General features: G+C 63.6%; 27 protein-coding genes, 1 tRNA gene and 1 pseudogene. 11 read left to right on the forward strand and 18 right to left on the reverse strand.

Annotated elements, in window-relative coordinates; genetic code table 11:
- Positions 1–13 precede the first annotated feature (13 nt).
- Complete coding sequence (locus NKH41_RS01965; protein ID WP_352466761.1) at positions 14–973, reverse strand: Gfo/Idh/MocA family protein; 960 nt, start codon at positions 971–973, stop codon at positions 14–16.
- A 236-nt stretch (positions 974–1209) separates the two neighbouring features.
- Between NKH41_RS01965 and NKH41_RS01970 the strand changes: the two genes are divergently transcribed.
- Both NKH41_RS01970 and nadA read left to right on the forward strand, forming a co-directional pair.
- A tRNA-Met gene (locus tag NKH41_RS01970) sits at positions 1210–1286 on the forward strand.
- Between the two features lie 107 nt (positions 1287–1393).
- Positions 1394–1536, forward strand: a pseudogene (gene nadA, locus NKH41_RS01975) (quinolinate synthase NadA); the annotation flags it as partial.
- Positions 1537–1763: 227 nt separating this feature from the next.
- On the opposite strand, the gene NKH41_RS01980 reads toward nadA, so the two are convergent.
- From NKH41_RS01980 to NKH41_RS01995, 4 genes are all read right to left on the reverse strand, one after another.
- Positions 1764–2486 (reverse strand): CE1759 family FMN reductase, encoded by a 723-nt coding sequence (locus NKH41_RS01980; RefSeq protein ID WP_352767284.1) that lies wholly within the window; start codon positions 2484–2486, stop codon positions 1764–1766.
- A gap of 35 nt (positions 2487–2521) precedes the next feature.
- Positions 2522–3748 carry a CE1758 family FMN-dependent luciferase-like monooxygenase gene (locus NKH41_RS01985; protein WP_352767282.1) on the reverse strand — a complete coding sequence of 409 codons (1227 nt, stop codon included), beginning with the start codon at positions 3746–3748 and terminating at the stop codon, positions 2522–2524.
- A gap of 98 nt (positions 3749–3846) precedes the next feature.
- Entirely contained in the window at positions 3847–4272 is a 426-nt protein-coding gene (locus NKH41_RS01990; RefSeq protein ID WP_352767280.1) for a DoxX family protein, read from the reverse strand.
- Positions 4273–4417: 145 nt separating this feature from the next.
- Positions 4418–5038 carry an isochorismatase family protein gene (locus tag NKH41_RS01995; protein ID WP_352767278.1) on the reverse strand — a complete coding sequence of 207 codons (621 nt, stop codon included), beginning with the start codon at positions 5036–5038 and terminating at the stop codon, positions 4418–4420.
- A 126-nt stretch (positions 5039–5164) separates the two neighbouring features.
- On the opposite strand from NKH41_RS01995, the gene NKH41_RS02000 reads away from it, so the two are divergent.
- From NKH41_RS02000 to NKH41_RS02010, 3 genes are all read left to right on the forward strand, one after another.
- Positions 5165–6031, forward strand: coding sequence for a LysR family transcriptional regulator (locus NKH41_RS02000; RefSeq protein ID WP_352539260.1), 867 nt, complete (start codon positions 5165–5167; stop codon positions 6029–6031).
- Between the two features lie 417 nt (positions 6032–6448).
- The gene (locus tag NKH41_RS02005) at positions 6449–7429 is read left to right on the forward strand and encodes an NADP-dependent oxidoreductase (protein ID WP_352767276.1); all 981 of its coding nucleotides are present in this window, start codon (positions 6449–6451) and stop codon (positions 7427–7429) included.
- 32 nt (positions 7430–7461) lie between these two features.
- Entirely contained in the window at positions 7462–8523 is a 1062-nt protein-coding gene (locus NKH41_RS02010) for an alkene reductase (protein ID WP_352469672.1), read from the forward strand.
- Between the two features lie 128 nt (positions 8524–8651).
- On the opposite strand, the gene NKH41_RS02015 is transcribed toward NKH41_RS02010, so the two are convergent.
- On the reverse strand, positions 8652–9545 hold the full coding sequence (locus NKH41_RS02015; RefSeq protein WP_352767274.1) for a LysR family transcriptional regulator: 894 nt from the start codon (positions 9543–9545) through the stop codon (positions 8652–8654).
- 101 nt (positions 9546–9646) lie between these two features.
- Between NKH41_RS02015 and NKH41_RS02020 the strand changes: the two genes are divergently transcribed.
- The 3 genes from NKH41_RS02020 (at position 9647) to NKH41_RS02030 (ending at position 11372) form a co-directional block, all read left to right on the forward strand.
- Positions 9647–10516 (forward strand): NmrA/HSCARG family protein, encoded by an 870-nt coding sequence (locus NKH41_RS02020; RefSeq protein ID WP_352931988.1) that lies wholly within the window; start codon positions 9647–9649, stop codon positions 10514–10516.
- 138 nt (positions 10517–10654) lie between these two features.
- Positions 10655–11029: a glutathione S-transferase N-terminal domain-containing protein gene (locus NKH41_RS02025; RefSeq protein ID WP_352767270.1), complete on the forward strand. Its 375-nt coding sequence runs from the start codon at positions 10655–10657 to the stop codon at positions 11027–11029.
- A 100-nt stretch (positions 11030–11129) separates the two neighbouring features.
- Positions 11130–11372 carry a hypothetical protein gene (locus NKH41_RS02030; RefSeq protein ID WP_352469668.1) on the forward strand — a complete coding sequence of 81 codons (243 nt, stop codon included), beginning with the start codon at positions 11130–11132 and terminating at the stop codon, positions 11370–11372.
- A 150-nt stretch (positions 11373–11522) separates the two neighbouring features.
- On the opposite strand, the gene NKH41_RS02035 is transcribed toward NKH41_RS02030, so the two are convergent.
- From NKH41_RS02035 to NKH41_RS02045, 3 genes are read right to left on the reverse strand one after another with little or no spacing between them, the layout of a single operon-like run.
- The gene (locus NKH41_RS02035; RefSeq protein ID WP_352767268.1) at positions 11523–12296 is read right to left on the reverse strand and encodes an SDR family NAD(P)-dependent oxidoreductase; all 774 of its coding nucleotides are present in this window, start codon (positions 12294–12296) and stop codon (positions 11523–11525) included.
- Positions 12293–13090: an SDR family oxidoreductase gene (locus tag NKH41_RS02040; RefSeq protein ID WP_352767266.1), complete on the reverse strand. Its 798-nt coding sequence runs from the start codon at positions 13088–13090 to the stop codon at positions 12293–12295. Before NKH41_RS02040 ends, NKH41_RS02035 begins: the two co-directional genes overlap by 4 nt.
- A 3-nt stretch (positions 13091–13093) precedes the next feature.
- On the reverse strand, positions 13094–14485 hold the full coding sequence (locus NKH41_RS02045) for a transaminase (RefSeq protein ID WP_352767265.1): 1392 nt from the start codon (positions 14483–14485) through the stop codon (positions 13094–13096).
- 158 nt (positions 14486–14643) lie between these two features.
- Between NKH41_RS02045 and NKH41_RS02050 the strand changes: the two genes are divergently transcribed.
- Positions 14644–15390 (forward strand): IclR family transcriptional regulator, encoded by a 747-nt coding sequence (locus NKH41_RS02050; protein ID WP_352767263.1) that lies wholly within the window; start codon positions 14644–14646, stop codon positions 15388–15390.
- A gap of 293 nt (positions 15391–15683) precedes the next feature.
- Here NKH41_RS02050 and NKH41_RS02055 read toward each other — a convergent pair whose 3' ends face one another.
- Positions 15684–16601, reverse strand: coding sequence for a LysR family transcriptional regulator (locus tag NKH41_RS02055; protein ID WP_352776991.1), 918 nt, complete (start codon positions 16599–16601; stop codon positions 15684–15686).
- 498 nt (positions 16602–17099) lie between these two features.
- On the opposite strand from NKH41_RS02055, the gene NKH41_RS02060 reads away from it, so the two are divergent.
- Positions 17100–17999, forward strand: coding sequence for an MBL fold metallo-hydrolase (locus tag NKH41_RS02060; RefSeq protein ID WP_352685383.1), 900 nt, complete (start codon positions 17100–17102; stop codon positions 17997–17999).
- Between the two features lie 426 nt (positions 18000–18425).
- Positions 18426–19373 (forward strand): helix-turn-helix domain-containing protein, encoded by a 948-nt coding sequence (locus tag NKH41_RS02065; RefSeq protein WP_352539270.1) that lies wholly within the window; start codon positions 18426–18428, stop codon positions 19371–19373.
- Between the two features lie 148 nt (positions 19374–19521).
- Here NKH41_RS02065 and NKH41_RS02070 read toward each other — a convergent pair whose 3' ends face one another.
- From NKH41_RS02070 to NKH41_RS02105, 8 genes are all read right to left on the reverse strand, one after another.
- Positions 19522–19959: a branched-chain amino acid ABC transporter permease gene (locus tag NKH41_RS02070; protein ID WP_352931993.1), complete on the reverse strand. Its 438-nt coding sequence runs from the start codon at positions 19957–19959 to the stop codon at positions 19522–19524.
- Positions 19929–20504 (reverse strand): branched-chain amino acid ABC transporter permease, encoded by a 576-nt coding sequence (locus tag NKH41_RS02075; RefSeq protein WP_352931996.1) that lies wholly within the window; start codon positions 20502–20504, stop codon positions 19929–19931. Before NKH41_RS02075 ends, NKH41_RS02070 begins: the two co-directional genes overlap by 31 nt.
- Before the next feature lie 5 nt (positions 20505–20509).
- Positions 20510–21406 (reverse strand): branched-chain amino acid ABC transporter permease, encoded by an 897-nt coding sequence (locus NKH41_RS02080; protein ID WP_352469658.1) that lies wholly within the window; start codon positions 21404–21406, stop codon positions 20510–20512.
- Positions 21403–22131: an ABC transporter ATP-binding protein gene (locus NKH41_RS02085; RefSeq protein ID WP_502893727.1), complete on the reverse strand. Its 729-nt coding sequence runs from the start codon at positions 22129–22131 to the stop codon at positions 21403–21405. Before NKH41_RS02085 ends, NKH41_RS02080 begins: the two co-directional genes overlap by 4 nt.
- Positions 22112–22849: an ABC transporter ATP-binding protein gene (locus tag NKH41_RS02090; RefSeq protein WP_027027454.1), complete on the reverse strand. Its 738-nt coding sequence runs from the start codon at positions 22847–22849 to the stop codon at positions 22112–22114. Before NKH41_RS02090 ends, NKH41_RS02085 begins: the two co-directional genes overlap by 20 nt.
- Positions 22850–22989: 140 nt before the next feature.
- Positions 22990–24198, reverse strand: a complete 1209-nt coding sequence (locus NKH41_RS02095) for an amino acid ABC transporter substrate-binding protein (RefSeq protein ID WP_352539272.1) — start codon at positions 24196–24198, stop codon at positions 22990–22992.
- A gap of 55 nt (positions 24199–24253) precedes the next feature.
- On the reverse strand, positions 24254–24643 hold the full coding sequence (locus tag NKH41_RS02100) for a nuclear transport factor 2 family protein (protein ID WP_352469655.1): 390 nt from the start codon (positions 24641–24643) through the stop codon (positions 24254–24256).
- A gap of 17 nt (positions 24644–24660) precedes the next feature.
- On the reverse strand, positions 24661–25455 hold the full coding sequence (locus NKH41_RS02105; RefSeq protein ID WP_352767257.1) for a MoaF C-terminal domain-containing protein: 795 nt from the start codon (positions 25453–25455) through the stop codon (positions 24661–24663).

Genomic DNA, 25455 nt, shown 5'->3' on the forward strand with positions numbered 1-25455 from the left:
ACGGCGTTTTCTCTTAGGGCCTTGTATGGGCGACGGTGCCGGCGGTCAGGATGCGCAGCACGCGGATGGCCTCCTCGCCGCTGGTGCGCGGTTCGGCCCGCGTCTCGATGCAGTGGATGAAATGCTCCAACTCGCGCGTCAGCGGCATGCCCTCACCGACCGCGACATAGGACGGCTCGTTGGCGGTGAACGCCCATTGGCCGCTGTCCTGCCACACCGCGTGGCGATAGACGGCAAGCTTGCGCTCCCACGGCTCGACATCGTCGAACACCGCCATCGCCTTGGTGCCGACAACGGTCAGCCGCCGTTCGCGGTAAGGGTTGAGCCGCGAGGCGAACAGATGGCCGCGCAGGCCGTTGGGAAAGCGCATGTGCAGATGCGCAAAGTCGCTGAGATTGTCGAGAAGAGCAGCGCCTTCGCCGCGCACTTCGACCGGTTCGGTGCCGGTGATGGCCAGGATCATCGACAGATCGTGCGGCGCCAGATCCCATAGCGCGTCGTTTTCGGTGTGGAACTTGCCGAGGCCGAGCCGATGCGAATGGATGTAGCGGACTTCGCCGAGTTCGCCATTGTCGATCAGCGCCTTCAGCGTCTCGAAGGCGGGATGAAAGCGCAGCACGTGGCCGACCATGAAGACACGGCCATTATCGGCGGCCGCCTGCACCGAGCGTTCGGCATCGGCCACCGTCAGCGCGATCGGCTTCTCCACCAGCACGTCCTTGCCGCCGAGCACGGCGCGCACCGCCATGTCGGCATGGAACTGCGGCGGCAGCGCCATGACGATGGCGTCGACATCGTCGCGGGCAAACAGCGCCTCCGGCTCTATCGCCAGGCAATCCTGCTCGCTGGCAAAACCCTCCGCGCGCGCGGGGTTGACGTCCGAAACCGCATGCAGCGCGCCGAGCGCCTTTAGGGTGCGGATATGGTTGCTGCCCCAGTATCCGCAACCGAGGACTGCAATGCGCGGTTTCATCAATTCATGACCATGACTTTCGTGGCCGAGACATAGCGACGTGCCTCGCTGAACTCAACCCCGGCCTGTGCGCTCAAATGTCTGCCCGGCAAAGCTTTCGGCGCCAGCAATATGCCGGCGCGGCAGCCACTTCGATGCTTGACAGGCTTGGCCTCGCAACCTTATATCCGCGCGACCTTGGCGAACGCGCCGATATGCCTGCCGATTTAAGCTGGATTTCGGGCCTTCGCCGCCCTGGCGGGGTAGCTCAGTTGGTTAGAGCACGGGAATCATAATCCTGGGGTCGGGGGTTCAAGTCCCTCTCCCGCTACCACCCTACGGATAAGCTGTTGAAATAACAACAAAAACTGAAACTTTGGTAGCGCCCTGTCCAAAAAGCTTCAATGATTTCAGGGGCCGAGCCTGCTATCTGGTGGTGCCAACATCCGCCTGCTGCGACAGCGGTATCCGGCATTCCAATTGTCACCTACGTCAACATTTCCGCCGCCGTGACGGCTGAGTCCGACATCTGCTGCACCTCGGGCAATGCCAAAGCCGTCGTCGAGACTCTCAGTGTTCCCCGATCGAGGAGACGGCCCATCCCGCCGTCAGTCATGGTTCAAGGTCCGTTGAGCATCTGTGATCGAGACGTTAGGCGGCCCGGTAACCACGGCCGAGTTTCACTTCAAGCCGATGCTGGATGAGCTCTAGCCCAATCGAGAGGAACCAATAGAGCACGGCTGCATGAACAGCATTTCCATATGGTGGTGGATTGCCAGGCCAAAGGATTGGGCAAGGAAATTCAGCTCCCTCAGCCTCTGACGATCATCCGCTCTACAGCCGTCCCTCCTGCGGCCAGCTTCATCAGATCGGTGTCGAAATTGACATCGGCAGCGCTGCGCTCCGCGCGCGCCGCATTGCCTGCGAACTGGTGTTGATAGCCTTTCCATGCCGCGTCCGCGATGGATCGGCTGGTGCCACTCAACAGGAACTGGGTGAGCTCGGTAGCAGCTCGATCGATGCGACCGCCGAGCTCCGGCGACCCCCAATCTTCCGGGGCAGCAAAGATCGATGTTGGCACGGGAAAAGTGCGCAGAAACGCGAAAAGCGGGCGCATCTGCGCGTCCGCGACCATCGCATGGCGGGCGGTGCCGGCCGTCGCGGCGAGGATCACCGGTTTGGCAATGAGCAAGTCGTTGTCGAGGATATCGATGAACGACTTGAACAGCCCGCTGACACCGGCCTTGTAGACTGGCGTGGCGGCAACGACGGCATCCGCGCCGGCAAGCGTTTCGATTACGGACTGCACCTTGGCCTCGGGAAATCCGGCCACCACGGCACGCGCAATATCGACTGCAAGCGGAGCCAGGTCGATGACGCTAAGGACGGCGGTCTTTCCCGTATCTGTGATGCGTTCGATACTCTTCTGTGCGATGCGGTCGGCCAGCATCCGCGTTGTCGAGGGATCGTTTACGCCTGCGTTCACGACGACGAGCCGCATGGGCTTCCCCCTGTTCTCGATGGTCTTCGTCATCTCTCTAATCCTTTCCCTGAAGACACCACCGGGGCCTATCGCTTCGCGACATTGCCGGACCGCGCAGCCTGCCCCGCGACCAGCGGGGCGCGCGCTGTAACGTTTTCGTCAGTATCGCGATACGGCTGGACGTCCGTCAGGTTGTCTCCGCGATTGGCATTTGGGCGCGGCTGGCGCGGCGGCTGGTCTCCATACTTGACCTCCACCAGGCTCCGGTGCGTCGGGGCTAGGGCGGCGCCCGGCGAGCGTCGCGCCGCCATCTCCTTGCGGAGCACGGGCACCACCTCAGTGCCCAGCAGCTCGACCTGCTCGAGAGCCATCTCCAGCGGCAGCCCCATGGCGTCGAGAACCCACAGCTGCCGCTGGTAGTCGCCGAAGGCTTCCCGGAAGCTCAGCGTCCTGTCGATGACCTCCTGCGGGCTACCAACACTGAGCGGCGTATCGCGCGAATATTCTTCCAGCCGATAGGTCTTTCCGTAGATGGGGCTGCCTTCGAAATAGGGCCGGAATCGGTCGTATGCGTCCTGCGAGCGCTTCGCGATGAAGGCATAGCCACCAAGCCCGACGACGGCCTGCTCCTTGGTGCCATGTCCGTAATGCTCGAACCGCTCGCGGTAGAAGTTCACCAGCGGCAGGAAGTGCAGGTTGGGCGCAAGGATGTTGTTGGCGAAATAGCCGTTCCCGTAAAAAGCCGCCTGCTCGGCGATCTCCGGAGTGCGGATCGAGCCGTGCCAGACAAAGGGAGGAACGTCGTCGAGCGGACGCGGGATCGACGTGAAGCCTTGCAGCGGGGTCCGGAATTTGCCTTGCCAATCGACAACGTCCTCGCGCCACAGCTTGTGGAGCAGATTGTAGTTCTCGAGCGCCAGTGCGACGCCGTCACGCATATCCTTCCCAAACCAGGGATAGACCGGCACTGTATTCCCGCGGCCGAGCATCAGGTCCGTCCGCCCCTTCGAGAGATGCTGCAGCATCGCGTAGTCTTCCGCGATCTTCACCGGGTCATTGGTCGTGATGAGCGTCACGGCGGTGCTGAGGATGATGCGCTGCGTCTGCGCGGCGATATGGGCGAGCAGAGTCGTCGGCGAGGACGAGAAAAAGGGTGGGTTGTGGTGCTCGCCGATGGCGAAGACATCGAGCCCGACCTCGTCCGCCCGCTTCGCGATCTTGACGATCGCATCGATCCGCTGCGCCTCGCTCGGCGTGACGCCTGTGATCGGGTTGCGCGTTACGTCGCTGACAGAGAAGATTCCGAATTGCATTTTGAAGCTCCAGGGGCTCGATGTCGGTAGATGTCTGCGTCAACGGGTCGTGATCCGCGAGTGGCGGGCCGGCCTACCCTCTTCGTGACTCGCCATGCTCAGCGAGCCGGGATCTTGGCTTTCCGCAGCCGGGCCCAGGCAATGAACAAGGACAAGGCGAGCAGCGTCAGGTTGATGGGCAGCATCTTGGCCGTCTCGCCGAGCAGCGCATGCGTGATGATCGCCCCCACCTGTATGAGTGAAAGCCCGACAGCCGCCAGCGGCGTCAGCCAGGGCTTGATCCGCGTCGCGGCCGGCAGGATGAGACCGACAGCGCCCAGCACTTCGAGAGTGCCGATCAGCCGTGTGACGGCTTCCGGTACATGGGTGACGAAGCTCATGCTCGCGGCGAGCGCGTCGATGGGCTGTGTCAGTTTCGCGCCACCGGCTGCCAGATAGAGGAGAGCCAGGAGCGCCTGTGCGATCCACAGCGCCAGGCTCCAACGATTGATGGGGCCGCGAACGGCGCCGGTTTGAGTTTTCATTTTGATCGTCCTTTTCGAAAATAGGGAAATTGGCGGCGGGAGAGCCGACTATGCGGGGCTCGCCGGTGCTGCCGGTAGAACAGGCGGGAAAAATCGGCCCTGTCAGAGGCTTCCCCGCCGCTCCAACCGTGCTCGGCCTGGCGCTTCAGGCGGCCTTTGCGGCCGGACCCTGCAGCTTCGCAAGCTCCTCGTAATACCAGTACACCAGCGTGCGGGCCTTGTCGGCCACCGGCCCCGCCCAGTCGCGGAAGAGTTCGGTAACGACAGCCAAGGCCGTACTGGGGACCGCCCCGGCATGAGTGAGCCGCTGGATCGCCGTGCTGTGGGCAAGCTGCGACCGACCGCCGACGGCGTCGACCGGGAAAGCCACGTCATGGCCGTCCTTGAGCGCATCGATGACCGGGAAGGCAAGGCAGATCTCGGTCCAGAGGGCGCCGATGATCAGCCGTTTGCGGCCGGTCTTCTCGACCGCGGCGCGAAAGGCCGGATCTTCCCACGAGTTCATTGTCGAGCGATCGATCACCTCGATGCCGGGCAGTTCGGCGAGGATCGCCGGAACCGTGGGGCCGTTGACACCCATGTTTGCACCGACCGTCGAGAGAATAATGGGCATGTCGAAAGCCCGTGCAGCCCTGATCAGTAGCCGCACGTTGAGCTCGACCAGGTTGGCCGGCGTTTCGGATCGGATCTGGCTGAACATTTCCGGCTGGTAGTCGATCAGCACCAGCGCAGATTCTTCGTATTTCCACACGTCTTGCACGCTCATCTATTTCTCCATGGGGTTGGTCCGGCGCGGCTATGCCGGATGAACTGACCCACAAAGGATGGCGTTCCTTGTCGGCTTAAGATAGCCTCCGGTTTTGCGATTGATTGTTGCTGAAAGCGGAACGCTATGGAGATTGAGGACGTCAGGACTTTCGTGGAGATCGCGGAGGGGCGAGGCATATCGCCTGCCGCGCGGCGGCTGGGCGTCGCAAAATCCGTCGTCAGCCGCCGACTGGCTCGGCTGGAGGAAACGCTCGGAAGCCAGTTGCTCTCTCGCACGACTCGCGGCGCCGCCTTGACGGAGGCCGGCGCGACGTTCCGCGACCACGCCACTCGCATCCTCGGCGAGTTCGAGGCGGCACAGGATGCAATAGCACCCGATGGCGCGGTGCGCGGGCTGCTGCGTATCGCCGCGCCCCTGTCTGGCGGGCCGAGGCTTGTCGCCCCGGTTCTTGCCGAACTCGCTCGACGCCATCCCTTGCTGCATGTTCATGCAGCCTACAGCGATCGTTTCGTGGATCTGATTTCCGAGGGCTTCGACGCGGGAATCAGGGCGGGATTTCTGCCTGACTCGAGCCTGATCGCCAGACGCATTCGGCCCATATCCGGCATGCTTGTCGCCAGCCCCGCCTATGTCGCCGGGCATGGGGCACCGCAAACGCTTGGCCAACTCGCGGATCACGAGTGCCTGTTGCAGGGGACCGAAGCATGGCGGTTCGTCGAGGGAGGCAAAACGATCGCGGTCCATCCTCACGGTCGTTTCAAGGCGGATAACGGCGAAGCGCTGCTTTCGGCGGCGCTGGCCGGACTCGGCGTGGCGGCCCTGCCGGATTTCCTGATCGAGCCCCACATCGCCTCCGGTGCGCTCATCCCCCTGCTTGCCGACCACACGGTGGTCGCGGCAGGGCTTTATGTGGTGCGTCCTCCCGGCGACTTCCCGCCACGCAAAGTCAGAGCGCTGATCGACATCATGCTCGAATATCACGCCGGCTGAGGACGGGCGCCCGACGGCCAATGGAGATCGGCGGCTGTGCACTCTGCGGACCCGGCCGAAGGCTATGGTTAGTATTCGATCGAGACACTGGCAGAACTCGCCTTCAAGCGGCTCAAGAGCGGCATGGGCACCCATAAGCTTCCTGCACGCGATGAGCGGCTCGTCCGAAGCTGGCTCATGGCCCATCTGATCCTGGCGCTGATGATCGACGAGCCCGATCACGCGCCGCTACAAGGTCGCCGTCGGCCGACCGCTTTTTCGCCCGGCCGAAAAGCACCGTACGGATAAGGCCACAAATACGAAATTGGAGACGCCGGAAGCCCATTAGGTGTCTCTCCAGCGAGACAGACTGTCTTATTTCGATGACTTATGGCGCGGATTTCGGACGCATACCTTCTGCCAAGAAGGAGAACCTACATGATCCAATCCGCTGATCTCAAGCGCGGGGCCTCCACATCCGAACCGCTTGCCCCCGGCCGAGCCTTACGTCTTCAAGCCTATGGCGGCCCCGAATCCCTGACAGTCGATAGCGTATCCGCGCCCGAGCCGGGTCCGGGCGAGGTCTTGGTGTCGGTCAAGGCCGCCGCGGTAAACGGTATCGACTGGAAAATCCGTGAAGGCTACCTCCGCGAGCGCTTCAAGCTGACCCTGCCCGCGACGCTTGGCATCGAAATGGCCGGCGTCGTGCTTCGGACCGGCCCCGGCGTCACAGGCGTGAAGCCCGGGGATCGGGTTATGGCCGCCCTCGGTGGCGTCGGAGCCTACGCCGACCATCTGGTCATCAACGCCGAGAAGCTCGTCCTGACTCCGTCAGCCCTGTCGGACGTTGAGGCGGCGGCCATTCCGGTCGCGGCGATGACAGCCTGGCATGTCATTCAGGCGGCGGATTTCGACCTCTCCGAACGGCGGGTGCTGATCCATGGCGCAGCCGGCGGCGTGGGCGGCTTTGCCGTCCAGTTCGCCAAGGCGGCCGGAGCGACGGTCTTTGCCACGGCCTCGACCAATAGCCTGCCACATGTCCGGGCGCTCGGCGCGGACGAGGTGATCGACTATCGGCAGCAGAACTTCGAGCTGCTTGCGCGCGACATCGATTTCGTCGTCGACCTCGTCGGCGGTGAGGTCGTGAACCGCTCCTGGGCAGTCCTGTCGCCCGATGGCCTTCTCGTAAGCATCGCCGCCACGGACCTCGCATCACGTACGCCGCCAGGCCGCCGCGGCGTCTTTTTGTCGAACAAACCTGATACCGCGCGCCTGATCGCGATCGCCCAGCAGGTCGCCGTCGGCGCCCTGCGATCGACGATCGCCGACGTGGTGGGCTTCGATGATTTGGCTTCCGCAATCGAGCGCAATCGCACCGGCCACGCACCCGGCAAGATCGTCGCTGATTTCACCCGCTGATCACCAATTTTTCAACTTTCAAGGAGTTTATCATGACGACTATCTGGAGTCCGGTCCGCGTGGGCCAAATGGACCTGCCCCACCGCCTGGCCTTGGCCCCGATGACTCGCAGCCGTGCCGAGTTCAACGGCGTACCGGGCGAGCACGCCGCTGAATACTACGCCCAGCGCGCCTCCCTTGGCCTGCTGATAACCGAGGGTGTGCAACCCTCGGCCGATGGCCAGGGCTATTTCGCGACGCCGGGGATCCACGCACCCGAACATGTCGCTGGCTGGCGCAAGGTCACCGATGCGGTTCACGCAAAAGGCGCGAAGATCTTCCTGCAGCTCATGCATGTCGGCCGCATGTCGCACCCGGACAACACGCCGCATCACCGTCAGCCCGTCGCCCCATCGGCCGTCGCGCCCGGTGAGCAGATGTTCACTGCGAGCGGCATGCAGCCCATCCCCGAGCCGCGCGCGCTGACGACCGAGGAAGTCGCCGCCACGGTGCAGGACTTCCGGCGGGCCGCGCGGCTGGCTATCGATGCCGGCGCCGACGGCGTCGAGATTCACGGCGCCAACGGCTATATCGTCCATCAGTTCTTTGCGCCGAACGCCAATCACCGGACCGACGCCTATGGCGGGCCGATCGCTAACCGCATTCGGTTCGCTGTCGAAGTGGCGCAGGCTGTCGCCGATGAGATCGGCGCCGATCGCACCGCTATCCGCCTTTCGCCAGGCCTGCCTTTGGGCGGGCTTGATGAAGGTCCGGAGAGTCCTGCGCTCTATCGCGAACTGGTCGCCGCGCTGGCACCACTGAAACTGGCCTATCTCCATCTGATGTATGGCGGGGGCGACGAGTTCCTCGCCGACATCCGCCGTGCGTGGCCCACGACCCTGATGGTGCTGCGGCTTGGCCGCACACGCGAAGCCCTGGACCAGGACATCGTCTCGGGCCAGGCAGACATGACCTCGATCGGCCGTTGGGCTTTGGCCAATCCCGACTTCGTCGAGCGTCTACGATTGGGCGCGCCCGTCAACGAGCCCGATCCATCCACCTTCTATGGCGGTGGCGCGGCCGGCTACACGGACTATCCGCGGCTTGCGGGCTGATGCGTCGGCTGCTGTAGTTCATCGGACTGCAGCAGCCACCTTCTGGCGGTCGTCGCTTGCGTTATTGGATCAAGCTGGCCCGCGACGTGGGTGATGGCGTTGGCCGACAGAAGGTAACCGTGGCGGCTTCAAATCCGAATGAACGCTGCCAATTCGTCGGGAGTTCCTTTTGGGAACGCTCCTCTCAGATGGTCGAGAAAGGCGGAGACGCGGGCATTCAACAGGCGCCGCGACGGGTAGAGCGTCCACAGGGCCGTATCCGGACCATCCACGTCCCCCCAATGCACCAACGTGCCGGCGGCCAGATCATGACTCACGAGCGATACCGGCAACCGTGCCGCACCCACGCCCATGACGACCGCATCGCGAACCATGATGAGCGACGACAGGCTGAGCACCGGGGTGAACGCGATCGTCGTCGGCCCCGTGTCCGGTTTGATATTCCACAACGAGAGTCCTCTGTCCGAGCTCCGCACGACAGCGGGAGCGGCGTCTCCGTCTCGCGGTCTCGCCACTTGCGGGCTCGCCACGATCACAAGCCGATCACGCATGAAGACCCGTCCCACCAGGCTTTCATCGGAACGCGGATTGACGCGAATGGCCAGGTCATACCCTTCTTCGACCATGTCGACTGCACGGTCTTCGGTCGTGACTTCAAGGATAACGTCGGGATATTTGAGCGAGAAGCCTGCCGCCAGCTTACCCATCGCAAGTTGAGAGAAGAGCAACGGTGCACTGATCCGCAAATTTCCACGCGGTTCCCGGTCTCCCGACGCAATCGCTGCGGCCGTCTCCTCCACTTCCGTCAGCAAGCGACTGGTTCGCTCATGCAGGTCCTTTCCCTCCTGCGTGAGCTTCAGGGCACGCGCCCCGCGCTCGAACAAGCGTAGGCCCAAGCTATTCTCCAGTTCTGCGGCGCGCCGCGAGAGCGTCGCCTTGGGGCGCCCTGTGGCGCGCGCGGCTCGCCCGAATCCACCATGACGTGCAACCAGATTGAAGTCGGCTAGGGCGAGCAGGTCCATGTGTTCCACCAGTGAGACAGGGTGTCTACAAATGGCAGCTTCCGGTGCGTTTGTGGACTCCTAAATAGCGCTAACGATCTGATAAAAGCAGGAGTGACCACATGACTATCCTCGTCACCGGTGCAACCGGAACCGTCGGCCGCAATGTCGTCGATCAGCTCATCAAGCGCGGCGCTAATGTGCGCGCGCTCGTCCGCGATCCCTCGAAGGCCAATTTACCAGCCGCCGTTGCCCTCGCCGAAGGCGATCTGCTTGACGTCGATGCGCTGCGCACGGCCTTCTCGGGCGTGTCCACCCTGTTCTTGCTCAACGCCGTGGTGCCCGACGAGTTTACCCAGGCGCTGATCGCCCTCAATCTGGCCCATGAGGCCGGGATCAAGCGGATCGTCTATCTGTCCGTGCTTCACAGCGACATCTACGTGAACGTGCCGCATTTCGCCGGTAAGTTCAGTGTCGAACGCATGCTGGAGCAGCTGGGCTTCAACGCCACCATCCTGCGGCCTGCATACTTCATCAACAACGACTATTCGGTGAAGAACGTGGTGCTCGGTCACGGTGTCTATCCGATGCCGATCGGTGACAAAGGCATCGCGATGGTCGACGCGCGCGATCTCGGTGAGATCGCAGCCATCGAGCTGGTTCGCCGTGAGCAGGCAAGCGAGCCGCTTCCTCTCAAGCGGATCAATGTCGTTGGTCCCGACACGCTGACCGGTGCCGATGTCGCCGCCATCTGGTCGAATGTTCTTGGCCGGACGATCCACTATGGCGGCGACGATACCGCTGGGTTCGAGCAAAACCTCCGAAATTACGCACCGAGCTGGATGGCGTTCGACATGCGTCTCATGGCCGAGCGCTTCCTTGTGGTTGGCATGGTCCCTGAGGCAGGGGATGTTGATCGATTGACCGGCATGCTGGGTCGCCCGCTGCGCTCCTATCGCGACTTCGCAGCGGAAATCGCTGTTTTGGCTTGATCATTCCGCATGTCTGAATATCGGCCTGCCGGTGCGCTTGCAACGCCGGCGGCCGAACGGGGTCATGCGGCGGCATATTCGAGCGCGCATAGCCGCCCCACGGCCAACCCGCAGTGCATCCGGCAAAAGGCATTTGCCATGACCAATACCGTGTTCAAGCCCATCGTCTACCTGCTCCATGGCTGCCCGTTCTGCATGAAGGTTCGCGTGTTCCTGCTTGAGGCGAGACTGCTCGACCAGGTCGACATCCGGCTGGTCGAACAGGGCAGCAAAGAGAAGTGCCAGATCACAGAGAAGCTCGCCGCGCACCTGCCCAAGGTCGGCTTTCCAACTGTCGAGCTAACGCCGGGACAGTATATGACGGAATCCGACGAGATCATCGCCTGGTTTGCCAAGGGCGTCGCCATCGACATCGCGACGCTGCCGACCTTCCAGGATTGTGTCGGCGGTATTTTCAAGGACCACATCAGCCTGTACCGCGAGAACATGCGGCTCCAGCAGCAGGCGGTCTGAGAGCCGGTTCGAAACTGGGTGTTTGACACCGGACCTTGATGGTGCAGTCTCTTCGCCAGTGGGAGAAGCGCTTTGGGTCGGGTTCACCACGGGAGCGTACTTGTTCACCTATGTGGGCGTCCGGAAGGCAGTCCGCGGCAATATTGTCGGATATGCTTTCTGTTCAGATGCCTCGATTACCGCGGAAGGCAAAGCGAAACGCGCGTTGTGCATGTATTCGCACGGCAATCCGCGCGACCATATCGACCATTCCTGCCATCGCCGCGCGTTCTGGGTGTTTATGAACGCGGGTGTAAAGCAAGTCCTGGCCTGTTCGACCGTTGGCGCCATCGTGGCTGCCTGAATTGCAGCCAAAAGCGCGGCGGGGCAAATCAACGCGGTCTTCCCTATCTGAATGTCGGTAGAGGCAGCAGCGTGAGACAAGTGGCGCCGCTTATCAGAGCGCCGGTATCCTGGCCATTCGCCTGTGACAAGCCTCACTGGTCAGGTCGCATCACACTGCCCTGTTTTGCGTTGGTGCACGGCCGCCGCCGTCGGCGACGAGCACAGCACCGGTGACGAAGGAGGCGGCATCGGAAGCCAGGAACAGACAGCAGTTGGCGATCTCAGACGGTTCGGCGACACGCCTGAGCGCAATACGGCCGGTGAGCGCGGTGAACTCCTCGTCGGGCGTCGAGCCGTTGGCCGCTGCCGCCACTTCCATTTCGTAGACGCTCATCGGCGTGCGCACCCAGCCAGGCGCCAACGCGTTGGCGCGGATGCCGTCGGGGCCATGTGCAAAGGCGAGCGAGCGGGTGTAGGAGACGAGTGCCGCCTTGCTGGCCGAATAGGCGGCATTTTGGCCGCTGGCGTTGAAGGCGCCGACGGAGGCGATGTTGACGATCGCGCCGCCGCGCTTTTTCATGAGCGGCAGTGCGGCGCGGCAGACCATCATGGCGCCCGTCACATTGACCGCAAAGCTGCGCGCCCAGGTCTCATCGCTCAGGCTCTCCGGCTCGTCGAGGATCATCACTCCGGCAGCGTTAACGACGATATCAAGACACCCGCCGCAGGCGTCGATAGCACGTGCGACATCGTCTGCGCTGGTGATGTCGCCGAGCACGGCGGCACCGCCGCTCGCCTTGACGGCGCCGTCCAGTCCCTCACCGCCGAGGCCGAAGGCGATGACTTCGGCGCCGTGCCGGCCGAACAATTCGGCAGTGGCGCGGCCCATTCCGGTGGCAGCACCGGTGATCAGCGCCTTGCGGCCTTCGAGGCATCGGCTCATGTCAGCCCCCAATGGCGCTCGACGGCGAAGCCGGTTTCCGGCAGCGTTGAGCCGCCGTCGACGACGATCGTCTGGCCGGTGGTGTATTTGGCCTGCTCCGAGGCGAGGTAGAGCATGGCATAGGCAATGTCGTCCGCCTCGCCGAGATGGCCAATGGGTATGTGTTGGCCGAGGCGCCCGGCGACTTCCGGCGCGCTCATCGTGCCCCTACCCGGCTTGGCTATGAAGCCCGGCTCGACACCGTTGACGGTAATGCCGTCGCGCGCGAATTCGAAGGCGGCACCCCGAATGAAGGCGTTGACGCCGGCCTTGGCGGCCGAGTAATGCGCGCCGCCGGCCATCGCCAAGCGCGCCGACACTGAAGAGGTGACAAGGATGCGGCCGAAGCCGTTCTTGCGCATCACCGGAACTGCTGCCTGCGCCAGCCAGAAGCAAGGCTTGAGGTTAAGCGCCAGCGCTTCATCGAGCTTGTCCTCGTCAAGATCCTCAATCGAGGCCCAGGGACAGCCGCCGGCATTGTGGACGACGATGTCGAGCCGGCTCGCCTGACGTACAATGTCGCCGACCAGTGCGTGCAGCCTGGCGCGGTCGAGCCCAGCAAGCGGAACCGCACGCACATCAAGCTTGCGGGCGGACAATTCGGCGGCCAGCGCTTTTGCCATATCGAACGTTCGATTGGCGATGACGACACTAGCACCGGCCTCGGCGAAGCGGGTGACGATCGCAGCACCGATGCCGCGTCCGCCGCCGGTCACCAGCGCCACCTTGCCGCTGAGATCGAATGGTTTCGCCATCGCTCAGACGACTCCGGCGCCACGCACGAGATCAATGAAACGGGTGAAGACCTCGGCGTGGCGGTCGACATCGGCCTCGGTCGTCGCCGGACACATCAGGAACATGGTGTGGAAGGGCGTCACCAATATGCCCTCGTTCATGTAGAAGGCGTGCAGCAGCGTCTCGAGATCGCCGCGCCGGCCGGCGATGACGTCGGCGCCGTTCCGCGGCGGATCGGGCATGAACATGATCTCGGCGCGGGCGCCGATCTGCGTCACATGCCACGGCAGCTTATTGGCGTTTATGATGCCACGTGCCATCTCCGCCAGCCGCGAGGCTCTGCCGATCATGATTTCGAAGTTGGCGGGCGTGAGCACCTCTTCCAGCACAGCGCGCATCGTGGCTACGGTGAGTGCGTTGCCGGCCAGCGTGCCGCCGATGCCGAGATGCGCCGACTGGCGCACGCGCGGATTGACCATCGGCACGATGGCCCACAACCGCTCGGCGATCGCCTGCGAGACGCCGAAGATGCCGGCCGGAATGCCGCCGGCGATGGCCTTCCCGGCGACCAGAATGTCCGGCTCCAGCCCATGCTCGGACGAATAACCGCCGGGTCCGCTGGAGATCGTATGCGTCTCGTCAATGATCAAGACCGTGCCGGTGCGGCGGGTGATCTCGCGCAGGGCGTCATGAAAGCCGTCGGCGACCGGGATCATGCCGAAATTGGTCATCAGCGGCTCGGTCAGCACGCAGGCGACGTCGCCAGCCGAGAGTGCCGTTTCGAGCGCAGCGACATCGTTGAACTCGACCACCCTCGATACGGCCGAATGGTCGACACCGTTGGGATGGATCATGTTGCGCAGGCCGACACGGCCGTCGCGGATCTCGACATGCGCTTCCTCGACGCTGCCGTGATAGCAGCCGGAAAAAACCAGCACCTTGTCGCGGCCGGTGATCATGCGGGCGATGCGGATGGCGCCGCGATTGGCGTCGGTGGCCGAGGTGGTCAGCGTCCAGTAGGGCAGTCCGAAGCGACGATGCAGCTCAGTGCCAACCCACAGGCTGTCCTCCGTGGGCAGCATCATCGTTGTGCCGTTCTGCAACTGGCGCAGTGCGGCGCAAGTCACCGCCTCCAGCGCGTGGCCGCACATGCCGCCAGTGTCGCCAAGGGCGAAGTCGACATAGTCGTGACCGTCGATGTCTCTTATATGGGCGCCGCTGGCCGACGCGGCATAAACCGGGAAGCCGCCGGCCCAGCGCCGCATCCAGTGCGAGGGTCCGCCATAGAGGAAACGCTGCTTGCCCTCTTCCCAGGCCGCCGCTGAGCGCGGATGCGTGTCACTGAAGCGCGCCTGCTCGCGGTCGAGCAGCTCACCAATGGTCGTTGAATGCGAATCGCTTCTGCTGGCAGCCATCACAGCGCTTAACTCTCCCTGCCGCGCGATTATTTTGGGGCGCGCGCGCGTTCCAATCTGGTTCACTATTTGAACCAGCATTTTGTATGTTATAGACTGCAAGGCGGGTCGGCTGCTGTCAAGTTAATTCACATGCGAAGTATCTCGGAGAATCGATAATGAGCACAGTCGGCAAGGCGGTTTCGTTGCTGGAGCTGTTCACGCTCGGCGAACCGGAGATCGGCCTCTCCGACCTCGCCCGCAAGGCCGGTCTCGACAAAGCCACCGCAAGGCGCCTGCTGCTAGCGCTTTCCAACCACCGGCTGATCGAGCAGGAGCCGAAGAGTCGCCGCTACCGGCTGGGCGCCGGCCTGTCGCGGCTGGCCCGCATTCGCGACGCACATTTCCCCTTCGTCCGCGTCGCGGCGCCTGTGGCGCGAGAGCTTTCGCTCGAAACCGGCGAGACCGTGCATCTGTCGGAATTCAGCGCCGGGGCGCTGCTGACCGTCCATGTTGAGCTTTCCACCAAGGCCAACCGCGTCAATGTCGATGTTGGCCAGGTGCTGCCGCTGCACGGCACAGCGTCCGGCGTCGCCTTCCTGGCCGCTTCAAGCCCGGATGTGGTCGGCGCCTATTTCAAAAAGCCGCTGCAGGTGTTCACCCGGCATACGGTGACGCGGCCGGACAAGGTTGTGGAGGCGATACGGCTTGCCGCCACGCGCGGTTACTCTCGCAGCGCACAGGGCTATGAGGAAGGCGTGCACAGCATCGCCGCGGCGATCCTCGGCGCTGACGGCCAGCCGATCGGCACCTTGGCGGTGGCTTCGCCCGTCTCACGCGTCGACGACGCGACCGCAGCCACACAGGGCAGGGCAGCAATCAAGGCAGCACGGTTGATCACGGCGCGTCTCACCGGCGAACCTTAGCCTTGCATCTCCGCGACGGATGCATCGGGCATGCCCTTGCGCCATAATCTCGCAAAATCGGGCGGAACGAGCGGCTGCCCTCCGCCCGGATATCCGCAGAGCGAAGACGCTCGGGCAATGCCGCGAGCGGCTGATATAGCCGGCGGTCAGATTTCTGCTGCCCAAAGATCAGTTTCCGATCGGTTCGACCGGCTGGTCGGAACACGCTCAGGGCGTTGGACGGACTTTCTCGAAAGAGGAACTCGGGGCGACTTCGCTGTACACGGTGGCGAGACGACGCCCGCGAGCAGACATCAGCCGTTGCGGAAGAGGTTTCGAGGCCGCTGCCCGCCGTTCTGAGAAAGCATCTCGACGAACCGTGCAACCTTGGGCGGGCGGAACCGGCCGGCCGGATACACGGCGTGGATGCCGCCGGTAGGCAGCGTCCAGGCAGGTAGAATCGGCACCAGCCGGCCAGCCGCCACATGATCGCCGACAAGAAAATCGGGAAGGATCGACATACCGGCGCCCGCTAGGGTTGCCTCCAGCACGGCCGGGGTGCTGTTGATCGTCATGCCGGGCTTCATGCGGACTGTCCGCAGTTCATGATCCCCCCGGGTAAACCGCCACACCAGCGGCTCCTTCAGCGCGACATTCGCGACAAAGGGGAGGCCGGACAGTTCCTCGGGCTGGCTCGGGGACAAGTCTCCGGCTATGTCGGGCGCGGCGACCAGAAATTGCCGGAATGAGCTGATCCGGCGCGCCTGCAGGCTGGAGTCGGTGAGCCAACCTACGCGAATCGAAAGGTCGATCTGGTTGGCGACCAGATCCATCCTGGCGTCCGAGAGGATGAGATCGACCCGGCATGCCGGATAGATTCGACAGAACTCGGCTGCCAGTGGCGCGACGGTGATCGCGCCGTAATCGTTGGACGCGGTGATCCGCAGTACGCCCAACGGCTGAGCATTGGTCTGGGCAAGTTCGGCGAAGGCCTCTTCTGCCTCGCTCAGGATCATCACGCATCGCGCGTGAAGCTGCCGGCCTGCCTCGGTCGGCTCGACCCTGCGCGTCGTGCGCAGCAGCAGGCTTGTCTTCAATTCCGCTTCAAGCCGCGCAACCTGTTGGCTGACGACTGTCTTGTTGACGCCTAGCCGATCGGCCGCGCGAGTGAACGAGCCCATGTCCACCACGGCCGCGAAGTACGCCAGTCTGTTGAGGTTGATCGCTTCCATGCTCGCCTGCTCCGATTGTGCGCTTATACCTCACATTGAATCAAATTCATCGATATTTATCGTCCAATCGAAACGGTCCATCCTTCTGTGCGTCGGGCAACCGGGTCCGCGCAGGAGGAAAAGCAGAGTGACGATCGAGGCCTTTCCCGCAATGGGCCACGTCTACGAGGCTCACTTCGACGACCTCGCCTTCCAGCTGCAGTTCGATGCCGAGGCACCTTCATGCGCTTGCCTCCGGAGGCGGCCAAGTTCGCCAAGGCGGAGGCCGCCCGCAACCGGGCGCTGGGAGTTCGGCCGGGGGTGTTCATGGTCTGGACCGAGGCTGCAGGGACGACCGTGGGCCTATGTCGGGGACTGCGAGAACGGTATCGTCCACACCACGATCACTCGGCCCGATCTGAGCTTCCTGAATTTATCCGGCGGCTGGACCCGGCCGACCTAATCTCAATTTCGCGCGCAGCCCGGCTTCAGCGCCATCCAATCCGAGAGGACACCCACATGCTTACGAGGAGACAAGTCATGAAAACCACATTTGCCATCAGCGCCGCTGCCGTCTTCGCCCCTGCCGATATCGGCCGTGCGGCTGGAACCGGACTTGCCTGGAAGCATTTCCCGGCCGGCCCAAACGGTTTTTTCCGCGCCCCCGTCCTGCTTTCCGGCGCCACCGAGGCGCTGCTGATCGACGGCGGCTTCACCTATCCGGACGGCCGCGCGCTGGCCGAAGAGATCAAGGCCAGCGGCAAGAAACTGACCACGATCTATGTCAGCCAGTCGGACCCGGACTACTATTTCGGCCTGAAGCCGGTGCGTGAGGCATTCCCCGAGGCCAAGGTCGTCGCCGCCTCGGACACGGTTGCCGCGATCAAGGCGTCGGTCAAGAAGAAGCTCGATGTATGGGGACCCCAACTGAAGGAGAACGGTCCGCAGACGCTGGCCGACATCGTCCTGCCCGATGCGTTTGACGGTCCGTCACTGACTGTGGATGGTGAGACGGTGGAGTTCGTCGCCGCCGAGGGCCTCGCTAATCGCCGCTATCTCTGGGCGCCCTCGCTGAACGCGGTGTTTGGCGGCGTCCTGGTCTTCGCCGGCGTTCATGTTTGGACCGCCGACACCCCGACCAGGGAATCACGCGCGGCCTGGATTGCCAATCTCGACAAGATCGCAGCGCGCAAGCCGACCGTCGTCGTGCCGGGGCACATGACGCCTGAGTCGCCGGTCGACATCTCCGCTGTCGAATACACCAAGACCTATCTTCTGGCCTTCGAGCAGGAACTCGCCAAGGCCGCGGACGCCGCGGCGCTGAAGAGCGCGATGGAGGCCCGCTTCCCAGGCCTCGGCATGGGCGTCGCCCTCGACATCGGCTCGAAGGTCGCGAAGGGCGAGATGAAGTGGGGCTGAGATGAGCGCCAATTCGATCTGATCCGGAGGACCTATGAAGGTCCTCCGAGGAGAACGGCGGCGATCTGCTCGCCGTGCTCGCGCGTCCGAAGTCGAATAGACCGAGGCGGAACGCCTATGAAAGACGTCTTCCAGCGCTTGGCCGCCGAATGGACCGGCTACCGCGCTGGCGTGCACGGCTATCACCCCGACGGCGACCGGGTACCGGCCTTTGAAACGGCTCGACCGCAAGATCGGGCCTTTCCGGCAGCGGCATGGGGCCCTTCAGTAACGCGGACACCAGGATGCCGGCCGACTTCGGCCGGCGCGGCGTGAAGCACCTCCGTCGTTGCGGCAAAGATGCTTATCATGTTAAGGATGACGTGGCGCTGCCGCTGCGTCACAATCCCGCGACAAGACGGGAACAACGAGAATGTGGAGGAGACTATGATCGCCCACCACGTGAGCGTCGCCGACGGCGAGGCTTTCCTATCTGCGTCGCGGATGCTGTTCGGCCCGATCACCCAGCGTTTCTCACGCGGCGAGGCGCCGTCGCTGCCGAAGCTCGTTTCCGTGCATCTCGGCTCCTGCCGGCTCTCCGAGATCAAGGCCAAGTCGCATCTGGTCGTCAGCGACCGTACCTTCTGGCGCAGCTTCGATCCCGACGCGATCAAGATCCTGATGCAGCTCAGCGGTCACAGCCGCTTCGAGCAGCAGGAGGTCGCGGTCGATCTCGGCCCACGCGCTGCGATCATCTATGATCCAATGCGCAGCTATTCGCTGCAAAACCTGTCGGATGTTGACCAGCTCATCCTGCAGGTGCCGCGCTCGACCTTCGGCGACGGGACGCTGGCGCGGCTCTCGGCGCCGGTGCCGTTGCCCGGCAACGACGACAGCCTCACCCATATCGTTTCCGGTCTGATGCAGATGGCGATCGGCACCGCTCACAAGCTCGACGAGGCCGGCTGCCGCCGTGTCGGAGAAAGCTTGATACAACTCGTCAACGGACTGATCCAGGCAAAGCCGACGGCGCCGGACTTCCGCCGCTCGCCGCTGGAAGCGCTGCGCGAACGCATCGTCGCCTATATCGACGCCAACCTGGCGCGCTCAAACCTGTCGGCCGAGGACATAGCCCGCCACATGGGCTGCTCCCGCCGCTATCTGCACCGCGCCTTCGAAGGCGAAGGCACCACACTGGAGCGGTTCGTGTGGGATAGGCGGCTGGAGCGCAGCAAGCAGGAGCTGCTGTCGCCCGCCCGCGCCTCAGCCTCCATCTCGGAAATCGCGTTTGCCTGCGGGTTCAATTCGAGCGCACATTTTTCGCGGGCGTTCAGAAGCAAGTATGACGTGGCGCCGAGAGATTTGCGGGAGCGAGTGCGTATGGTGGTGCATTAGGAAGGTGCTGTTAGCCGTACCTTTATCAGATACAGCAAATTGTTTTGCGCCCATATGAGGCACATTGTATCCTCACCTTCCATAATTTTTCGAGGGCTCTCACTCCCGACTTGCAGCGCTGACGCTTCAACAGGGCTGTACCCAGACCTCAAGCCGTCCGCCCTGCCCGCAAACTCCGCATCAGCCCCTTCGGCAAGAACAGCATCGCCAAGATGATGGTCAGCCCCGAAATCACCGGGTGGTAATCCGGCACCACGATGCGCGCCAGGTCGAACACCGCGTACATGACGAAGGCGCCGAGGATCGGGCCGAGCAGGGTGCCGGTGCCGCCGACCACCGTCATCATCAGCGGCAAAAGCATCCAGTCGAGGTCGAAGACGGAGTCAGGGCCGACATGGAAGATGTAGTAGGTGTAGAGGCTGCCGGCGACGCCGGCGATGAAGGCGCTGCCAGCAAAGGCGGCGACCTTGACCCTCAGCGTGTCGATGCCGTTGGCCGAAGCCGCCATCTCGTCGTCGCGCACGGCGATCAGCGCCAGGCCGTAGCGCGAGCGCATCAGCAAGCGGATGGCAAGCGCCGTGCCCACATCAGGCCGAGCCCGACCAGATAGTGCGGCAAGAGCGTATCGAAGGTGCCGGCGGGCGCCACGACGCCGAAGGCGCCGCCGGTGAAATCACCGCCATTGATGAACATCACCTTGATGATCTCGCCGAAGCCGAGCGTGCCGAGCGCGAAATAGTCGCCGCGCAGCTTTGACAGCAGCGGCAGGCCGATGATGATGGCGGCGACGGCCGCGACCAGCCCACCCAGCATCATCGTCACCGGGTCGAAATAGTAGATCCGCGGATAGGCGTCATAGAACGTGCCCCAGAGATAATTGCCGCTCCACAGAATGGCGGTGGTGTAGGCGCCGAGCCCGAAGAAGGCATGGTTGCCGAGGCTGATCTGGCCGCCGAAGCCGGCAACGAGGTTCCAGCCTTGCGCCATAGTGGCGTAGATGAAAACGAAGAACAGGAACGAGAAGGCATAAGAATCGATCGCGCCGGGCAGGAGCGGCGCCAGCGCGAGGGCAGCGACCAGGGCAATTGCGATCCCAATCCAGAATTGTTCCGGCAAGGCTTTCTTCATCATGACGCTCAAGCCTTCTTGTAGGGCCGGCTGAACAGGCCTTCCGGCTTGAACATCAGCACCGCCAGGAACACGCCGTAGGCGATGGCGTTGGTCCAGCCGCCCGAGATGAAATACTGCACATAGGCTTCGATCAGGCCGAGGATGATGCCGCCGGCAAGTGCGCCCGCGACATTGCCGATCCCGCCCAGCGCCAGCGCCACCAGCGCCTTGAGGCTGAAGATGAAGCCGGCGAACGGGTTGAACGGGAAAGTCGTCGCCACCGCGACGCCGGCCGCTCCGGCGAGTCCGATGCCGATCGCGAAGGCGACGGCGTTGACGCGGTGCGGGCTGATGCCCATCAGCGTCGCCGCCTCCATGTCCTCGGAGGCCGCGCGCACCGCCTTACCAACCAATGTCTTGCGCAGGAATAGCACCACCAGGCCGGTACCGGCGAGCGCAATCACGAAGCCCATCGAGCGGGTGAAGGAGGTGCGCACGCCCAAAATCTCGATGCCGCTCGCCGTGTAGGAGGTGACGATGGCCGCGGTGTTGCCGCCCCAGATAACCGTCATCAGGTTCTGGATCAGGAACATCAGACCGACCGCGATCAAGAGTGAGATGTTGCGGTCCTCCGCTGCCGCCGCGCGGCGAAACAGGCCTTGGTAGACCAGCCAGCCGACGACGAGCCCGACGGGCACGACGATCAGCAGCGACGCGAAAGGGTCGATGCCGACGCCGTAGAACAGCGCCCGTACGAAATAGGCGGACAGGATGATCATCGCGCCCTGCGCCAGAAAGATCAGCCGCATGGTGCCGAAGATGAGGCTGAGGCCCACCGCCGCAACGCCGTACATGGCGCCGCCCAGCGCGCCGTTGAGCGACAGCTGCAGCAGGATTTCGGGAGGCGGAATGTTCTGCATCATTGCACCTCCAAGACGCCCATATAGGCCTTCTGGATTTCGGGATCGGCGATGAGCTCGGCACCAGTGCCTTGCATGGCAAGCTCGCCGGTTTTCAGCACGAAGGCATAGTCGGCGACCTTCAGTGCCTGATGGATGTTCTGCTCGACCAGGAGGATGGTGACGCCCTGCTTGTGCAAGGTCTCGATCAGCGCGAACATCTGCTGCACCACGATCGGGCTGAGCCCCAGCGACGGCTCATCGAGGATGAGCAGCGACGGGTCCGACATGGTGGCGCGCGCGATCGCCAGCATCTGCTGCTCGCCGCCGGAGAGCGAACCGGCCTTCTGCCCTGCCCGCTCCTTTAGCCGCGGAAACAGCGTGTAGGCTTTCTCCAGCGACTGCTTGAAGCGCTTCCGCACCTTGGGTTGGAAGGCGCCGAGCTCGAGGTTTTCCAGCACGGTCATCTGCCGGAACAGGCCGCGCCCTTCCGGTACATGCGCGATGCCCATCGCCGCGATCTCCTCCGGCGCCTTGCCGGCCAGCGGCGCGCCGGAGAGGAAGATCTCGCCGCGCTTCGGCTTCAGCAGACCGGAGATGGTCTTCAGCAGCGTCGTCTTGCCCGCGCCGTTGGCGCCGACAATGGCGACGATGCTGCCGGCGTCGACGTGGATCGACACGCCCCACAGCGCTCCGACGTCGCCATAGGCGACTTCCAGATTGGTGACGTCAAGCAGCCGGTTCGCCAAGATAGGCCTCTATCACTTTGCGGTTGGCGACGATCTCGCGCGGCGTGCCGTCGGCGATCTTCTCGCCATGGTCCAGCACGATCACCCGGCTGCATACCTTCATGATGGCATCGACCTTGTGCTCTACCCACAGGATCGAGACCCCCTTGTCTGTGCGCACGCGGCGGATGACATCGACCGTGCGCTGGATCTCGGTCGGGTTCAGCCCCGCCATCGGTTCGTCCAGCAACAGCAGCCCCGGGCTGGAGGCAACGGCTCGCGCGATCTCCAGCAGCCGCCGGTCGGACAACGTCATATGCGCGGTGCGGACATCGCGCTTGGCGGTCAACCCGACCAGTTCAAGTGCCTCCTCGGCGGCTGCCGTCGCATGCTTGACGCGGCCGCCCGAGCCATAGACGGCACCTACCATGATGTTCTCGAAGGCCGTCATGGTCAGGAACGTGCGCACCAGCTGGAAGGTGCGGGCAATGCCGAGCCGGCAGATGCGATGCGGGGCCGTGCCGGTGATGTCCTCGCCACGGAAGCGGATACGGCCCTGGGTTGGGGTGTAGAGCGCGGTAATTACGTTGAACAGTGTCGACTTGCCGGCGCCGTTGGGACCGATCAGCCCGATCAGCTCATTGGCTCCGACGGCGATGTCGATGTTGTTGAGCACGACAAGCCCGCCGAACCGCTTCTGGATCGCCTCGAGGCGAAGCAAGGTTTCGTCAGGCTGCATCGTGTGTTTCCGTTTCTCGAGGGGAAGCTATCCGCGCAATCTATCGAGGTCAGCGCCGCCCTCATCGCGCTGCCGGCCTTCTCCCCGAGTAGGACGGGGAGAAGGGCAGGCGGCAACGTCGGAGCCCGTGCCCTCGCCGCTCAGCGCTTGTCCCAGGCCGGCGCCGGCTTGTAGGTCCAGTTGCCATTCGGGAAGATCAGCTGGTGCTTGCCTTGCCACCATTGCGTGGCAACGCTGGGGATCAGCGCAAAGCCGGTCTGGTCGAATTTGAGATCGCCGACGACGGTGTCCTTGAATTCCTGGTTGAAGACCGCGTCATGCAGCGCGGCGGCATCGGTGGTTCCCGCCTTTTCGATCGCCTGCGCCAGCACCTGCGCATTAGCGTAGAAGGCGCCGACTGTGACGGAGTCCTTCTTGAATTCGGCCTCGTAGCGATCGCCGAGTTCCTTGGCGCCGCGATAGGGATAGCTCGACGACCAGAAACCGTCGGTCATGATGTAGTCCGAATCCGCTCCGAGCGCTTCGTGGAACTCGCCCGTCCAGGTGCCCTTCCAGCCATGCAGATAAGGCACGGAGAAGCCGAGCTCCTTCATCTGGCGCAGCAGCGTCACCGTGTCGGCCGGCGAGCCGAACACCAGCATGGCGTCGACATTGGCGGCCTTGAGCTTGGTGATCAGCGCCGAATAGTCGGTGGCCCCGATCGCCCAGGGATCGTCGACCGCGAAAGTGTAGCCATATTTCTTGGCCGCCGCCTCGAAGGCGCCGCCAAAGCCCTTGCCGTCGGGCGAATCCTCGGTGACAAGTGCCGGGTTCTTCGGCTTCTCATTGGCCGGCAGCTTGTTCCAGATCTCGAATGGCACCTCGGCGCCCGGCCCCGGGTGGAAGAAGAAGAGGGCCGAGTATTTGAGCTTCAACGGCTGCCACTCGAACGGGAACGCCGTCGTGATCATGTAGAACTTCTTGTATTTCTCGGCGACGATGGCACCGGCGATGTTCATCGGCCCGGAATGGGTCGATAGCAGCGCGTCGACCTTCTGCACCTTGATGAGGTTTTCCAGCGCCGAGGCGACCTTGCCTTCCGAGCTTTCGTCGTCGGCGACGACGAGGCGCACCGGCAGCTTCTTGCCGGCCGACTTGAGCATGATGCCGCCGGCCTTGTTGATGTCGGCCACCGCTTGCTCATAGGCCCATTTCTGCTCCTTGCCGTCGCCGGCCAGCGGCCCGGTCAAGGAGATCGGAGCGCCGATGACGATCTCGTCGCCGGCGGCATTCGCGACCCCTGTGCCGCCGGCCGCAAGTGCGGTCGACAGCACCAGGCCCGCCAGCATTGCCTTCAGATTGTTTCCCATTGCATCCTCCCAGGTTGTTTCATCGGCCGGACGCATCGGCGCCCGCCCGCATGCCTCAGACCGTCGCTGCCGCGACCAGCCTGGTATCGGTGAACTGCTCGAAACTCACGGCTTTACCGTCGTCCATCTCCCAGACATGGACGACGCGCGCCGACATTTGCTTGCCGGTCTTCCTGTAGGTGCCCGAATAGGTGCCGATGCCGACGATGGTGGCGCCGCCGTCGACCAGTCTTTCGAGCTTCAGCGTGTAGCCGTCCCACTCCTCGCCGATGCGCTTGAAGACCCCCGCTATGATGGCGTCGGGGCCGACATAGGTGCCGGCATAGGGGAAGCCCGCCATTTCGGTCCAGGCGGTGCGGCTGGTGATTGGCGCCATCATCGCAGATAGGTCCTTGGCATCGGAACCGGCGTAATGGGCCTTGATCGCTTCGTAGTTCTTGTTCATCGCGTTCTCCCGCGCGGTCAGACCGGCGCCTTGCCTTCGTCGTAGACGGTTCTGGATTTCTTCTCGATGTGAGCGCCGGCCGGCTTGTTCTCGACCTTGCCCAGGCTGGTCACGCCGAGGAATTTCCCGGTCGAGCGCATGACGTCCCAATTGTAGAAGAACAGCGAGGCGACCGGGATGATGAACTCGCGGAAGCCGAACACATATTGGTTGTCGGCAAACTTCCAGGTGGTCGCCAGGTCGACGTCGCCATGGCCACGCTGGATGCCGACGAGGTTCTGCCAGGCATAGCGCTCGGAGCTCAGATAGATGTGCTCGTAGACGTGGTTGGGGCTGTATGTGTAGTGCGCGGTGAGCCCGATCAGGTCCCGGGTCGGCGCCGGCTTGATGCCGGTCGGCGCCACGCTGAGGTCGCCGAGCACGCCGGCCGACCAGGTCTGCGCGACGCGCGGCTCGCCGGGCGCTTCGCCTGCTTCACGCACCCGTTCGCGCACCGACAGCACGCGGCGCGTGCTGGTGTTGACGATGTAGGCCTCATCCTCGGTCGGCCGGGCGGCGAAAGTCATGTTGATGAAGAACACGTTGGCGGCGACTTCGAGCGCCTCGTACCAGTCCGCGCCGGCCTCGCTGCCCTCGCTCCACGCCACCGTGTCGGGCGACGTGAAGGCAAGGTCGATTGTGCGCCCCGTGTCGAGCGTGATCTTGAAGGTCTGGCCGCGCAACGCTGATGTCGTCGCCAGCCGGTTGGTGGCGATGCCGGCGGCGAAATCGTCGAAATGCTTCCAGTCCGCCGGCCTGTTCTGGTCGTTCAT

The sequence above is a fragment of the Mesorhizobium sp. M1169 genome, from assembly GCF_040318345.1.
Lineage (GTDB): Bacteria > Pseudomonadota > Alphaproteobacteria > Rhizobiales > Rhizobiaceae > Mesorhizobium.

What these genes read in the sequence shown, in the direction of transcription:
- NKH41_RS01965 (WP_352466761.1), bottom strand. Translation starts at nt 973, where the DNA reads ATGAAACCGCGCATTGCAGTCCTCGGTTGCGGATACTGGGGCAGCAAC.
- NKH41_RS01980 (WP_352767284.1), bottom strand. Translation starts at nt 2,486, where the DNA reads ATGACGAAGACCATCGAGAACAGGGGGAAGCCCATGCGGCTCGTCGTC.
- NKH41_RS01985 (WP_352767282.1), bottom strand. Translation starts at nt 3,748, where the DNA reads ATGCAATTCGGAATCTTCTCTGTCAGCGACGTAACGCGCAACCCGATC.
- NKH41_RS01990 (WP_352767280.1), bottom strand. Translation starts at nt 4,272, where the DNA reads ATGAAAACTCAAACCGGCGCCGTTCGCGGCCCCATCAATCGTTGGAGC.
- NKH41_RS01995 (WP_352767278.1), bottom strand. Translation starts at nt 5,038, where the DNA reads ATGAGCGTGCAAGACGTGTGGAAATACGAAGAATCTGCGCTGGTGCTG.
- NKH41_RS02000 (WP_352539260.1), top strand. Translation starts at nt 5,165, where the DNA reads ATGGAGATTGAGGACGTCAGGACTTTCGTGGAGATCGCGGAGGGGCGA.
- NKH41_RS02005 (WP_352767276.1), top strand. Translation starts at nt 6,449, where the DNA reads ATGATCCAATCCGCTGATCTCAAGCGCGGGGCCTCCACATCCGAACCG.
- NKH41_RS02010 (WP_352469672.1), top strand. Translation starts at nt 7,462, where the DNA reads ATGACGACTATCTGGAGTCCGGTCCGCGTGGGCCAAATGGACCTGCCC.
- NKH41_RS02015 (WP_352767274.1), bottom strand. Translation starts at nt 9,545, where the DNA reads ATGGACCTGCTCGCCCTAGCCGACTTCAATCTGGTTGCACGTCATGGT.
- NKH41_RS02020 (WP_352931988.1), top strand. Translation starts at nt 9,647, where the DNA reads ATGACTATCCTCGTCACCGGTGCAACCGGAACCGTCGGCCGCAATGTC.
- NKH41_RS02025 (WP_352767270.1), top strand. Translation starts at nt 10,655, where the DNA reads ATGACCAATACCGTGTTCAAGCCCATCGTCTACCTGCTCCATGGCTGC.
- NKH41_RS02035 (WP_352767268.1), bottom strand. Translation starts at nt 12,296, where the DNA reads ATGAGCCGATGCCTCGAAGGCCGCAAGGCGCTGATCACCGGTGCTGCC.
- NKH41_RS02040 (WP_352767266.1), bottom strand. Translation starts at nt 13,090, where the DNA reads ATGGCGAAACCATTCGATCTCAGCGGCAAGGTGGCGCTGGTGACCGGC.
- NKH41_RS02045 (WP_352767265.1), bottom strand. Translation starts at nt 14,485, where the DNA reads ATGGCTGCCAGCAGAAGCGATTCGCATTCAACGACCATTGGTGAGCTG.
- NKH41_RS02050 (WP_352767263.1), top strand. Translation starts at nt 14,644, where the DNA reads ATGAGCACAGTCGGCAAGGCGGTTTCGTTGCTGGAGCTGTTCACGCTC.
- NKH41_RS02055 (WP_352776991.1), bottom strand. Translation starts at nt 16,601, where the DNA reads ATGGAAGCGATCAACCTCAACAGACTGGCGTACTTCGCGGCCGTGGTG.
- NKH41_RS02060 (WP_352685383.1), top strand. Translation starts at nt 17,100, where the DNA reads ATGCTTACGAGGAGACAAGTCATGAAAACCACATTTGCCATCAGCGCC.
- NKH41_RS02065 (WP_352539270.1), top strand. Translation starts at nt 18,426, where the DNA reads ATGATCGCCCACCACGTGAGCGTCGCCGACGGCGAGGCTTTCCTATCT.
- NKH41_RS02075 (WP_352931996.1), bottom strand. Translation starts at nt 20,504, where the DNA reads ATGATGAAGAAAGCCTTGCCGGAACAATTCTGGATTGGGATCGCAATT.
- NKH41_RS02080 (WP_352469658.1), bottom strand. Translation starts at nt 21,406, where the DNA reads ATGATGCAGAACATTCCGCCTCCCGAAATCCTGCTGCAGCTGTCGCTC.
- NKH41_RS02090 (WP_027027454.1), bottom strand. Translation starts at nt 22,849, where the DNA reads ATGCAGCCTGACGAAACCTTGCTTCGCCTCGAGGCGATCCAGAAGCGG.
- NKH41_RS02095 (WP_352539272.1), bottom strand. Translation starts at nt 24,198, where the DNA reads ATGGGAAACAATCTGAAGGCAATGCTGGCGGGCCTGGTGCTGTCGACC.
- NKH41_RS02100 (WP_352469655.1), bottom strand. Translation starts at nt 24,643, where the DNA reads ATGAACAAGAACTACGAAGCGATCAAGGCCCATTACGCCGGTTCCGAT.
- NKH41_RS02105 (WP_352767257.1), bottom strand. Translation starts at nt 25,455, where the DNA reads ATGAACGACCAGAACAGGCCGGCGGACTGGAAGCATTTCGACGATTTC.